Consider the following 12,719-nt stretch of genomic DNA (forward strand, 5'->3'; position numbering starts at 1 on the left):
CGGCCGGGGGGTAGACCCTGAGCCTTCCCCTGCTCCCCGGTGGCGGTGCCCGAGGGCCCCGCCACCGGGGACCCGAAGGCGCGCGCCGCTGCCGGTTCGCGGCTTCGTAACATTCCCGCAATGTCGGTCGCCGGCACGGGGGGTCCGAGTTCGGACTCCCCGGTGCCGGCGAGCCACGCCGGGCCGCGCGCCGGCTACGGCCCGGCTCGGCGCGCGGTCAGCTCGTCGCGGTGGCGGGCTCCCCGGGGCCGTCCCCGGCGGCGACCGGCGCGACGGTCCGGTCGGCCAGGTGCTGGCGCACCGACCAGGCCACGGCCGCCACCCAGGCGGCCACGATGACGAGGTAGCTGGCGTACCGGACGCCGGCCGAGGCGTCGACCCAGTCGCTGAGCAGCAGGGTGCGCACGTTGGTGAGGATGATCACGCCACCGACGGCGGAGCCGAGGACCCGCGGCGGCACCATCCGCACCAGCCAGGCGGCGATCGGCGCGGCGATCATGCCGCCGAGCAGCAGCGCGCCCACCCAGCCGAAGTCGATGTTCTCCGAGCCGATCCCGACCAGGAAGCCGGCGCTGGCGGCGATCGCCACCAGGAACTCGCTGGTGTCGATGGAGCCGATCACCCGGCGTGGCTCCAGCCGCCCGCTGGCCAGGATGGCGGGGGTGCCGACCGGCCCCCAGCCGCCCCCGCCGGTGGCGTCGACGAAGCCGGCGACGAGACCCAGCGGGCCGAGGAAGCGCTTGCGCAGAGGCAGCCCGACCCGCCCGCGCGGCAGCCCGGAGACGGTGAACCGGACCAGCACGTACACCCCGAGGGTGAGCAGGATCAGCGACATTATCGGGGCCGCGGTCGCGGTGGAGAGGCTGGACAGGAAGGTGGCGCCGGCGAAGGCGCCGAAGGCACCTGGCACGCCGACCCTACGGACCACCGTCCAGTCGACGTTGCCGAAGCGCCAGTGCGCGGCGCCCGAGACGAGGGTGGTGCCGATCTCGGCGAGATGAACAGTCGCGGAAGCGCTCGCGGCGCTCGTGTTGATGGCGAGCAGCAGGGTGGTCGACGTCACGCCGTACGCCATCCCGAGGCTGCCGTCTACCAGTTGCGCACCGAGTCCCACAAGGGCAAGGAGAAGGAGTTTACGCACAATTACCGCCGATCCGAAAGACAAAAAGAGGACTGACAGCGCCGGGAGGGGACAGCGGTCGGGGCGGACCCACCACCCCGGCCGGCCGGAGTCTGCGCAGGTGCAGGGATTGTCGTAGGCGACGGTGGCCGGCCATTGGTCGGCGACTGCGCGCCAACTATTCCGACAGTCCGGGTGAAATGCTCGTTAAGCAAAAGCGGCGAAGACGTCGCTCCCGGTCGCGGCATCGGCCGTCCAGCGCGATCGCCGGCAACGCACTCGCTGAACTCGCCCCGCTGTGGCCCGACAGCGCGGCAAGGCCCACGCCGGTTACCCCAGTCGGAGTGACGCCAGTCACAAGCGGCCATCCACCAGGGCATTCGATGATCATCCGGCGATGCTCACCTCACTTTCTGTTAATCTCGAAGTTAATCTATGGGTAATAGCGATGACGACATTGACAGGGATCGTTGAGGTGGTAAGCGACACATGGCAAGGCCCGTTCCACATCGTGGGACGGGGCGGACAAAATCACCCATTGCCAGGCAATAGCTGGGTGGCGCAAAACAATTTGGTAATGAACTCGACAATCGCCGCCCTGCGGCGAGCGGTACCGTTCGCGCCCACTTCGGCCCACACGCGGGGTCATTTTGCCTGGCCAACTCGGCGACAAATCCCGCCGCCTTAGTAGGAAATCTTCACCGTCCCGATCAGGTTGGTCAGATTTAACCGGGCTGTAACTGGACGGCGCTACGTTATGACCCAGCGCGACATTGACTGCCGCGAATTAGGGCATCGAGCGCCGGCGGATCGGCCGGCCGGTCCAGCCCGTCGCCCCGCGATCTTCTCGCGACCGAAGTGGGAGCCTGATGAGTACTGCACCGCACACGCGCGACCTGATCATGGTTGTCAACCCTGCCGGCGCACTGGAGCCCGGCCCACGGATCACGGCCGCCGCCTGCGCCGGTGGCGGGTTGGGCGTGCTCGACCTGGCCGGCGGTGACGACTGGGCGTTGCGCGCACTGACCCGGGCCGCGTCCTGGTCCCCCGCTCCAATCGGGGTCCGGGTGCCGGCCGGCTGCCTGGCCACCCCCGAGGAGGTCGACCACGCCGCGCGCGGCCAGGTCGACATGGTGGTGGTCACGGCGGACAGCCCCTGGCCCCTGGCCGAGATCGCCAAGAGGTACCGGGTGATCGTGGAGGTCGCCAGCCGGGACGAGGCCCGCGCCGCGGCTGCGGCCGGCGCGCACGGGCTGATCGCCCGGGGCCTGGAGGGCGGTGGTCGGGTCAGCGACCTCAGTTCCTTCGTCCTGCTCCAGCAGCTCGTCGCCGACGACACCCTCGATCTCCCGGTCTGGGTGGCCGGCGGGATCGGCCCGCGCACCGCCGGGGCCTGCCTCGTCGGCGGGGCCACCGGCGTCGTCCTGGACACCCAGCTCGCCCTCATGCCCGAGTCCGAGCTGCCGGCCGACGTCAAGGCCGCGATCCGGCGCATGGACGGGTCGGAGACGGTGCTGGTCGACGGAGCCCGGGGGATGCGCCGGGGCGGCCAGCACGACACGCGGTCGGAGCTGCTGCCGATCGGTCAGGACGGCTGGCTCGCCGCCGTCTTCGCCGACCGGTGGGCCGACACCGCCAGCGCCGTGCGGGCCATGCACGCGGTCATGCTCGACGCCGCCGACGATTCCGAGGCCGGCGAGCTGCTGCTGCCCGGTGCCCCGCTGGCCGAGGCCCTCGGCGTACGGGTGCCCGTCGCCCAGGGCCCGATGACCCGGGTCAGCGACGAGGCGGGCTTCGCCGCCGCGGTAGCCGACGGCGGTGCTCTGCCCTTCATCGCGCTCGCCCTGAACTCGGCCGACCAGTGCCGCCGGATGCTGACCGAGACCGCCGAACGGCTCGGCGACCGGCCCTGGGGCGTCGGGGTGCTCGGCTTCGCCCCCGAGGAGCTGCGCGCCGCGCAGCTCGCGGTCATCCAGGAGATCCGCCCCCGCTTCGCGATCATCGCCGGCGGCCGACCGCCGCAGGCGCGGGCGCTGGAGGAGCAGGGAATCAACACCTTCCTGCACGTCCCCTCCCCCGGCCTGCTGCGGCAGTTCCTGCGCTCCGGGGCGAGGAAGTTCATCTTCGAGGGCGCCGAGTGCGGGGGGCACATCGGCCCCCGGTTCAGCTTCCCGCTGTGGGAGGCGCAGCTTCAGGTTCTCGAGGAGTACCTCGACGGCGAACCGAGCGCCGCCACGCAGCTCCAGGTTCTCTTCGCCGGCGGTGTCCACGATGCCCGCTCGGCGGCGATGGTCGCCACGATGGCCGCGCCGCTGGCGCGCCGAGGGGCCCGGATCGGCGTGCTCATGGGCACGGCGTACCTGTTCACCGCCGAGGCGGTGGAGCACGGCGCGGTCCAGCCCCTGTTCCAGCGTGAGGCGCTGACCGCCGAGCGGACCGCCCTGCTGGAGACCGCGCCGGGGCACGTGACGCGCTGCCTGCACACCCCGTTCGTCGACGACTTCCACGAGCTGCGCGCCCAGCTTGAAAGCGCCGGGGCGGAGAACCGCGAGGTGTGGGAGCAGCTCGAACTGCTCAACGTCGGTCGGCTGCGGATCGCCAGCAAGGGGCTGAAGCGCTCCGGCGAGACCATCGAGTCGGTGGACGAGAGCGTCCAGGCCGCCGAGGGGCTGTTCATGGCTGGCCAGGTCGCGGTGCTGCGCAACGCCGCCACCACCGTGGCGGGCCTGCACGAGGCGGTCAGCACCGAGGTACGCGACCTGCACGCCGCCCGGCTCGACGCGCTGCGCGCCCGGCTCGCCCCGCCCGCCGCCGAGATCGAGGAGCGGCCCGCGCCGCTGGACATCGCCATCGTCGGGATGGCCTGCATGCTGCCCGGCTCCCCCGACCTGGACAGCTTCTGGCGCACCGTGCTCAGCGGCACCGACGCGGTCACCGAGGTCCCGGCCGAACGCTGGGACACCGACCTCTACTACGCCCCGGAGGTCGGGCCGGGCCAGACGGGCCGGATCAGCGTCTCCAAGTGGGGCGGCTTCATCGAGCCGGTGCCCTTCGACGCCATCGGCTACGGCATCCCACCGACGGCGCTGGGCAGCATCGACCCGACCCAGCTACTCGCCCTGGAGGTGTCGCACCGGGCGTTGCTCGACGCGGGCTACCCGCACGACGCCGCCGGCGTCGACCACTCCCGCACCGGCGTGGTCTTCGGCGCCGAGGCCGGCAGCGACATGGGCCACGCGCAGACCCTGCGCACCATGCTCCCGGCGTACCTCGGGGAGGTGCCCGAGGAGATGCAGGACCTGCTGCCCACGGTCACCGAGGACAGCTTCCCCGGCGTGCTGGCCAACGTGATCGCCGGCCGGGTCGCCAACCGCCTCGACCTGGGCGGGCCGAACTACACCATCGACGCCGCCTGCGCCTCCTCGCTGGCCGCCATGGACGCCGCCTGCAAGGAGCTGGTCAGCGGCGACAGCGACATGATGATCTGCGGCGGCGCCGACCTGCACAACGGCGTCAACGACTACCTGATGTTCACCTCGGCGCACGCGCTCTCCCCGACCGGGCGGTCGCGGCCCTTCGACAGCACCGGCGACGGCATCGCCCTCGGCGAGGGCGTGGCCTGCGTCGTACTCAAGCGGCTGGCCGACGCCGAGCGCGACGGCGACCGGATCTACGGCGTGGTCAAGGGGCTCGGCGGGGCCAGCGACGGCCGCGCCCTCGGCCTGACCGCCCCCCGCCCGGACGGGCAGCGCCGGGCGCTGGACCGGGCGTACCGGCGCAGCGGCGTCTCCCCCCGCGACGTCGGCCTGGTGGAGGCGCACGGCACCGGCACCGTGGTCGGCGACCGCACCGAGCTGGAGACGCTGACCCGGATGTTCGTCGAGGCCGGCGCGGAGCCGGGCGCGTGCGCGCTCGGCTCGGTGAAGTCCCAGATCGGGCACACCAAGTGCGCCGCCGGACTGGCCGGGGTGATCAAGGCAACCCTGTCGCTGTACCACGGGGTCCGGCCGCCGACTTTGCACCTGAAGCGGCCCAACCCGGCCTGGCACCCACAGCAGAGCCCGTTCGCCTTCTACACCGAGGCCCGCCCCTGGCCGGCGCCCGCCGCAGAGCGGATCGCCGGGGTGAGCGCGTTCGGCTTCGGCGGCACCAACTTCCACGTCGTGCTCAGCGCCTACGCCGACGCGCCGGAGCCCCGGCACGCCCGGCGGATCTGGCCGGCGGAGCTGTTCTGCTTCCGGGGCAACGACCGGGCCGCGGCCCACCAGTCGGTCCGCCAACTGCTGGACGGCCTCACCGACAACGGGGGGCAGAACCGGTCGGGACGCCTGGCCGAGCTGGCCGCCTCGGTGGCCGCCAAGGCCGCCGGCCGGTCCGGCCCCACCCGGGTGGCGATCGTCGCCCGGGACCTGACCGAGCTGGAGGCGCTGCTGCACCGGGCGTTGGCCGGCGAGCACGACCCGGCCCGGGGCCTGGTGCAGCCGGCCGAGGACGAGCCGGCCGGACCGGGCCAGGTGGCGTTCCTCTTCCCCGGGCAGGGCAGCCAGCGGCCGGGGGCCCTCGCGGAGCTCTTCGTCGCCTTCCCGGAGCTGCGGCACTACCTCGAACTCGACCGGGACGCGGCCGAGTTGCTCTTCCCGGCCGCAGCCTTCGACCAGTCGTCCCGGCGCGAGCAGGAGGAGCGGGTCCGCGACACCCGGGTGGCCCAGCCGGTGCTCGGCATCGGCGGGCTCGCCGTCGACCACCTGCTGCGCCGCCTCGGCGTACGACCGGACATGACCGCCGGCCACAGCTACGGCGAGCTGGTCGGCCTCTGCGTCGCCGGCGCCCTGGACGCGCCCACCCTGCTGGAGCTGAGCCGGGAGCGGGCGGCGGCCATCCTGGGCGCCTGCGGTGAGGACCCGGGCACCATGGCGGCGGTCAACGCCTCCGCCGACGACGTGGCCCAGGTCCTCGCGAGCGCCGGGCTGACCAGCGAGGTCGTGCTGGCCAACCGCAACTCCCCGACGCAGGTGGTGATCTCCGGTCCGACCGCGAAGTTGCAGTCGGCCGTGGTCGCGCTCAAGGAGGCCGGCCTGTCGGCCAAGACCCTCTCGGTGGCCTGCGCCTTCCACAGCCCCGTGGTGGCCGGCGCGGTGGAGACCTTCGCCGAGGTGCTCGCCGCCTGCAAGATCGCCGAGCCGCGCATCCCGGTCTGGTCCAACCTGACCGCCGCGCGGTACTCCGGCGACGCCGACCAGGTGCGGCACCACCTCGCCGAGCAGATCGGGGCACCGGTCCGCTTCGTCGAGCAGATCGAGTCGATGTACGCCGCCGGTGCCCGCCTGTTCGTCGAGGTCGGCCCGGGCCAGGTGCTGACCCGCCTGGTCAAGGCGGTGCTCGGCGACCGGCCGCACCGGGCGGTCGCCTGTGAGCGCGGGCCGGACGAGGGGCTGCGCGGCTTCCTGATCTCGGTCGGGGAGCTGGCCTGCGCCGGTGTGCCGGTGCGCCCCGACTGGCTCTTCCACGGCCGGGTCGCCGCCGATGCGCCCGGCACCGCACCAACCCGTCGTCCGATCTGGACGGTCGACGGGCTGCTCGTCCGGGACCAGCACGGCAACTGTCTTCCCGGTGGCATGACCCCTCCCCGACGCATCAAGGAGTTGTCGATGACCCCAGCGAACGGTGCCGTCACCGGTACCACCACCGGCACCCGGCCCCGACGCCGGTGGCCAGGGACATCCCGCGGCGAACTGCTCAACGAGTACCTGCGCGCCACCCGGGACATGATCGCCTCCCAGCGCGACGTGATGCTCGCCTTCCTCGGCGACCCGGGCGGCGGCCAGTTCGTCCGCCAGCCCGTCGAGACGTACCGGGTCGACAAACTACGCGCCCGCCGCCCTGCCGCAGGGATCGGCCGCGGTGCCCGCCGTCGCCCCGCCGGCCGCGACCCCGCGGCCCACCGCAGCCCCCGCGCCGGCCGTGGCGGCCGTGGCGGTGACCGCCAACGGTGGGTCGGCGCTGGCCACGACCGTCGCGCCGGCGAGGCCGGTGGCCCCGGCCGTCGTCCCGGTCTCGCCCGCCGTCGGGCCCGTCATCCCCGCCCCGGCGCCGATGCCGGCTCCGGCTCCGGCCCCCGCACCGGTGGCCTCCGGGCCGAGCGTCGCCGACTTCCAGAACGCCATCCTCGCGGTGATCAGCGAGCGCACGGGCTACCCGGTCGACCTCATCGAACTCGACCTCGACCTCGAGGCCGACCTCTCCATCGACTCCATCAAGCGCGCCGAGGTCGCCGGCGAGGTCGCCCAACGCCTCGAACTCGCCGTCGAAGGCGACGAGAGCGAGCTGGAAGACCTCGTCAAGGCCCGCACCGTCCGCGCCATGGTCACCTGGCTCGACGAGAAGATGGGCGCGGCGCCGCCGGCGCTCGGCGCGCCCGTCGCCGCCGTCCCGCCCGCCGGTACGCCGGTCGGCGTCACCACGGCCGACTTCCAGCAGGCGATCCTCAGCGTGATCAGCGAGCGCACGGGCTACCCGGTCGACCTCATCGAACTCGACCTCGACCTCGAGGCCGACCTCTCCATCGACTCCATCAAGCGCGCCGAGGTCGCCGGCGAGGTCGCCCAACGCCTCGAACTCGCCGTCGAAGGCGACGAGAGCGAGCTGGAAGACCTCGTCAAGGCCCGCACCGTCCGCGCCATGGTCACCTGGCTCGACGAGAAGATGGGCGGCAGCGTCCACGTGTCGGTCTCTACCACCGGCCCCGTCGCCACCCCCGTCGCTTCCTCCGCCCCCACCGGGGCCTCCCTCGCCGACTTCCAGAACGCCATCCTCACGGTGATCAGCGAGCGCACGGGCTACCCGGTCGACCTCATCGAACTCGACCTCGACCTCGAGGCCGACCTCTCCATCGACTCCATCAAGCGCGCCGAGGTCGCCGGCGAGGTCGCCCAACGCCTCGAACTCGCCGTCGAAGGCGACGAGAGCGAGCTGGAAGACCTCGTCAAGGCCCGCACCGTCCGCGCCATGGTCACCTGGCTCGACGAGAAGCTCAACGGCGCGGTCACCGCGACGGCGACCCTCACCGCCTCGGCGAGCATCGCCGCCCCGGCGGAGACCACCGCAGCCGCGACCCTGGCCGCGCCGGAGCCGGCCGAAGCCGGGGTCGGCGTCGGGATCGCCCCGAAGCGGTTGGTGGCCCAGGAGAGCGTCCGCACCGAGCCGGTCGGCGACCCGGCCACCGTGCTCGCCGGCACTAGGTTCCTGATCACCGGCGGCGGCGCCATCGGGGCGTACCTGGCGGAACTGCTCGGCGAGTACGGCGCCAGCGGCCAGCTCGGCGTGCTCGACAGCGAGCAGGCCGGCCAGGGCTTCGACGGGGTGCTCGTCCTCGACGGGCTCACCAACCTCGACGAGCCGCTGCTGCCCGACGTGTTCCCGCTGCTGCAACGGGCCCTCGCGACCGGCCCGCGCTGGCTGATGGCCGCCGGGGCCCGCGACGCCACCGGTGCCGCCGACGGCATGCCCGGCCTGTTCCGCACCATCGCCCGCGAGTACCCGCAGCTGACCGCCCGCTTCGTGCAGGTGGACCCGGCGGCGGCTCCGGAGGTGCTCGCCCTGCAACTGCTCGACGAGGTGCTCACCACCAGCGACGCGCCCGTGGTGGCCCGCCGCGGCGACCACCGGTACGTCGCCGACCTGGTGCCGGTGGAGCTGGGCGCGCTGGCCGCCGGCGGGGCCGGACCGGCCGGCGACGGGGTGGCCGAGGCCGCCGCGATCGGCCTGGAGCCGGACTCCGTGATCGTCCTGATCGGCGGGGCGCGGGGCATCACCCCCTGGTTCGCCCGGACGCTCGCCTCGGCCAGCCGGTGCCGGATCGAGCTGGTCGGCCGTACCCCGCTGCCCGAGGGCCCGGAGGACCCGGCGCTGGCCTCGGCCGGCGACAAGTCGGCCCTGGTCGCCGCGCTGGCCCGGCAGGGTCTGCGTAACCCCGCCGAGATCGACCGGACCGCCCAGCGCATCCTGGCCGCCCGGGAGGTCAACGCGACCATCGCCGAGCTGACCGAGCTCGGCGGCGAGGTCCGCTACCACAGCCTGGACGTCCGGGACACCGCGGCGACCCGGCACCTGCTGGCCCGCATCCACTCCGAGTACGGCCGCATCGACGGCCTGGTGTACGCCGCCGGGATCATCGAGGACAAGCTGATCGCCGAGAAGGACCCGGCGTCGTTCACCCGGGTCTTCGACACGAAGGTCGACGGGGCGCGCGGGCTGCTGACCGCACTGGACGAGCTGGCCACCAAGCCGCGCTTCGTAGTCTTCTTCGGCAGCATCGCCGCCGCCTACGGCAACCGGGGGCAGGCCGACTACGCGGCGGCCAACGACGCCCTGGACACGATCGGCACCCGCTACGCGGCGCGGACCGGGGTCCGCTGCGTGACCGTCCACTGGGGGCCGTGGGCCCCCGGCGCCGGCCACGGTGGCATGGTCACCGCCGAGCTCAGCCGGGAGTACGCCCGCCGTGGCATCGGCCTGATCGACCCCGAAGAGGGCGCGCTGGCCCTGCTGCGCGAGCTGGCGTGGGCCGACGCGACGGTCACCTCGGTCGTCTACACCGCCTCGGGCTGGTGAGCGCGCCGATGCCCCGCAACGCCCCCGCCCACACCGCACGACGGAGGAACCGATGAGCAACGGCGCACCCGCGCCCGGCCAGATCGCGATCGTCGGGATGGCCGCCCTGATGCCCTCCGCCGGTGACCTGGAGAGCTACTGGAAAAAACCTGATCAACGGGAAAGACGCGATCACCGACGTGCCGCCGCACCGGTGGGACGAGGAGTTCTACGACCCGGAGCAGGCGCACCGAGCGGACCGGATGTATTGCCGGCGCGGCGGTTTCGTCGACGACTACGCCACGTTCGAGCCGCTGCGGTTCGGGGTGATGCCCGCCTCCATCGGTGACATCGAGCCGGACCAGCTCATCACGCTGGAGGTGGCCGCCGCCGCGATCGACGACGCAGGCGGCAGCGACAAGCTGCCCGACGGCGAGCGGGTCGGCGTCATCCTCGGCCGGGGCGGCATCCTCAGCCCCGCCCAGGCGCGTTACGCCCAGCGGGTACGGATGTCCAGCCAGGTCATCGGGATCCTGCGGGAGCTGATCCCGGACGTCGACCCGGCCCGGCTGGAGCTACTGCGCAAGAAGTTCGACGAGCGGCTCGGCCCGTACCAGCCGGAGGGGACCATCGGCCTGGTGCCGAACCTGGCCGCCTCCCGGGTGGCCAACCGGCTCAACCTGCGCGGCCCCGCGTACACCATCGACGCGGCCTGCGCCTCCTCGCTGATCGCCGTGGACCAGGGCATCACCGAGCTGGTCAACGGCCGGCTCGACGCGGTGCTCGCCGGCGGCGTGCACCACGTGCACGACATCAGCTTCTGGTCGGTGTTCAACCAGCTCCGGGCGTTGTCGCGGCAGGGCGAGATCCGGCCGTTCGACGCCGCCGCCGACGGGCTGCTCATCGGCGAGGGCACCGGCGTGGTGGTGCTCAAGCGGTATGCCGACGCGGTGCGCGACGGCGACCGGATCTACGCGGTGATCCGGGGCAGCGGGGTCTCCAGCGACGGCCGCTCGGCGAGCATGTTCAACCCGGCGGTCTCCGGGCAGGTGTTGGCCATCAAGCGGGCCTGGGAGGCCGCCGGGCTCGACCCGACCGCCCCCGACGCGCTGGGGCTGCTGGAGGCGCACGGCACCGGCACCCCGACCGGGGACGCCGCCGAGCTGACCACGGTGGCCGAGGTGTTCGGCCCGTACACCGGCGGCCCTCGCCCGGTGATCGGGTCGGTCAAGTCGATGATCGGGCACACCATGCCGGCCGCCGGCGTCGCCGGCCTGATCAAGGCCGCCATGGCGGTCTACCGGGGGGTGCTCCCACCCACTCTGCACTGCGAGTCCCCCCGGGCCGAGATGGCCGCGACCCGGTTCGCCCCGATCGCCACCGCGCAGCCGTGGGAGAGCGACGGGCCGCGCCGGGCCGGGGTCAACGCCTTCGGTTTCGGCGGGATCAACGCCCACCTGGTCATCGAGCAGGCGCCCGCGTCTGCGGGCGAGCCGCTCGTCGCGGTGGGCGCGCCCGCCGCCGGCGCCGGGACGGTCACCGTCGACGAGCCGGACCAGGTGCTCTGGCTGGCCGCGCCGAGCCCGGCCGGGCTCGCCGAGCTGCTGGACCGCGACGACCAGACGGTACGCCAGCTCGGCGCCGACCTGGCCGAGCGCTCGGGCGGCGACGCACCGGGGCGGACCCGTCTCGGCATCGTCAACCCCACCGACAAGCTGCTCGCGGTGGCCCGCAAGACGGTGGCCCGGGGGCTGGCGTGGCGGGGTGGGCGGGACATCTGGTTCAGCCCGGAGCCGCTGCTGGCCGACGGGGCGGGCAAGCTCGCGTTCGTCTTCCCCGGTCTGGAGGCGGAGTTCTCGCCACGCACCGCCGACCTGGCCGCCCACTTCGGGCTGCCCGACCGGGAATGGTCCGCGGCCGACCTGGGCCGGCACGGCGCCGGCCTGATCGAGGTCGGCAAACTGCTCAACGAGGCGCTGGAACGCATCAACGTGCGGCCCGACGCCGTGTCCGGGCACAGCATCGGCGAGTGGACCGCCGCCGCCGTCAGCGGCCAGATCAGCACCGCCGCGATGGACGAGTTCCTGGAGCTGTTCAACGCCGACTCGGTGGAGGTTTCCGGGTACGTCTTCGCGGCGGTCGGCGCGGGCGCCGACCGGGTCACCCCGCTGCTCGGGGACTTCCCCGGGGTCGTCCTCTCGCACGACAACGCGCCGGGCCAGTCCGTGGTGAACGGGCCGGAGACGCAGGTGGACCGCCTGGTGGAGGCGCTGCGTACCCGCAACATCCTGTGCCAGAAGCTGCCGTTCCGCTCGGCGTTCCACACCCCGGCCTTCGCCGAGGGGCTGACCTCGATCGGCGCGGCGCTTGGCCGGTGGGAGGTCCACCCGACCCGGATGCCGGTGTGGTCGGCGACCCTGCACGCACCGTTCCCGGACGACGAGGACCAGGTCAACCACATCTTCGTCCGGCACATGATGGAGCCGGTCTGGTTCCGGCAGACCGTCGACGCCATGTACGCCGACGGGTTCCGGGTCTTCCTCCAGGTCGGCGCGGGGCAGCTCGCCTCGCTGGTCAGCGACAACCTGCGCGGGCGGGACCATCTCGCCATGCCGGTGAACACCTCGCACCGCAGCGGGCTCAACCAGCTCCGCCGAGTGGCCACCGCGCTGTGGGTGGAGGGTGCCGCCCCGAACCTGCGGGCGTTGACCGCCCCGGTCCGTACCGCGCCGGCGGCACCGGTGAAGCCCACCGGCAGCACCGGTCGGCGCGGACCCCGAGTGAAGCTCGACCTCGGCGGCCCCCTGGTCCGCCTCGGCCCGGAGGCGGCCGGCCTGCTCGGCCTCACGGTCACGTCGGGCGGAACCGTCGCGCCGGCCACCGTGCGGGCCGCCGGCAACGGGGGACCCGCCGCCCGACCGACGGTGGGCAACGGCACACCGGCCGCACCCCGCCCGGCTGCCGGCAACGGGGCACCGGCCACCCGGCCGGCCGCCGCGCCCGCCCGCGG

Annotated in this window: 3 protein-coding genes and 2 pseudogenes; 4 read left to right on the forward strand and 1 reads right to left on the reverse strand. The window is 73.6% G+C overall.

The features are described from left to right. Positions 1–217 precede the first annotated feature (217 nt). A complete protein-coding gene (locus MCAG_RS02635) occupies positions 218–1,141 on the reverse strand; it encodes a sulfite exporter TauE/SafE family protein (RefSeq protein ID WP_036372040.1) in 924 nt (307 codons plus the stop codon). 1,109 nt (positions 1,142–2,250) lie between these two features. Here MCAG_RS02635 and MCAG_RS02640 point away from each other — a divergent pair. The 4 genes and pseudogenes from MCAG_RS02640 to MCAG_RS02650 all read left to right on the forward strand — a co-directional run. Next, positions 2,251–6,468 (forward strand): annotated as a pseudogene (locus MCAG_RS02640) (beta-ketoacyl synthase N-terminal-like domain-containing protein); the annotation flags it as partial. Positions 6,469–7,213: 745 nt separating this feature from the next. Then, positions 7,214–8,080, forward strand: a pseudogene (locus MCAG_RS36060) (acyl carrier protein); the annotation flags it as partial. Between the two features lie 45 nt (positions 8,081–8,125). Further along, positions 8,126–9,730 (forward strand): SDR family NAD(P)-dependent oxidoreductase, encoded by a 1,605-nt coding sequence (locus MCAG_RS31705; protein WP_083802166.1) that lies wholly within the window; start codon positions 8,126–8,128, stop codon positions 9,728–9,730. Positions 9,731–9,852: 122 nt separating this feature from the next. Continuing rightward, on the forward strand, positions 9,853–12,719 hold a 2,867-nt coding region (locus MCAG_RS02650), incomplete at its 3' end, for a type I polyketide synthase (RefSeq protein WP_007071443.1).

Origin of the sequence: Micromonospora sp. ATCC 39149, from assembly GCF_000158815.1 — a bacterium.
GTDB lineage: Bacteria > Actinomycetota > Actinomycetes > Mycobacteriales > Micromonosporaceae > Micromonospora.

What these genes read in the sequence shown, in the direction of transcription:
- MCAG_RS31705 (WP_083802166.1), top strand. Translation starts at nt 8,126, where the DNA reads ATGGTCACCTGGCTCGACGAGAAGCTCAACGGCGCGGTCACCGCGACG.